General features: G+C 77.0%; 1 protein-coding gene. It reads left to right on the forward strand.

Annotated elements, in window-relative coordinates; all coding sequences use genetic code 11:
* Positions 1-91: 91 nt before the first annotated feature.
* The coding region (locus ACTIDRAF_RS29820; protein WP_157163139.1) for an oligosaccharide flippase family protein at positions 92-444 on the forward strand (353 nt) is incomplete at its 3' end.

Here is a 444-nt window from a genome sequence, read left to right on the forward strand (position 1 = left end):
GGAGAACCCGCTGATCCCGGGCGGCACCCGGCGACGCGGTTCCCGGGGCATCCGGGGACGGTCGCCGACCGCCGTTACCGGGGGATCCGCGATGAGGGGCCTGGAACGGGGGGAGGCGCCCGGCGGGGCCGACCGGAGCGGTTCCGCCGGCCCTCCGACGTCCACCGCACCGCCCGGAGCGGCTGGGCACCCCGGCGAGCAGGGCGACGGTGGTGGTGGCCTGGGGGCGCGGGTGCGCCGTGGTCTGGGCCTGAGCCTGGCCAACACCCTGCTGTCCAGGGTGGGGACCTTCGCGATGGGCATCGCCTTGGCCAGGCTGTTGGCGCCGGACGAGTTCGGCGCGTACGCGGCGGCCCTGGTCGTCCAGAACCTGTTGCTCGCGGTCAACGACCTCGGAGCGGCGGCCGCCGTGGTGCGGCAGCCGGGCAGCGGGAGGGGCGCCGT

Origin of the sequence: Actinoalloteichus spitiensis RMV-1378, assembly GCF_000239155.1 — a bacterium.
GTDB lineage: Bacteria > Actinomycetota > Actinomycetes > Mycobacteriales > Pseudonocardiaceae > Actinoalloteichus_B > Actinoalloteichus_B spitiensis.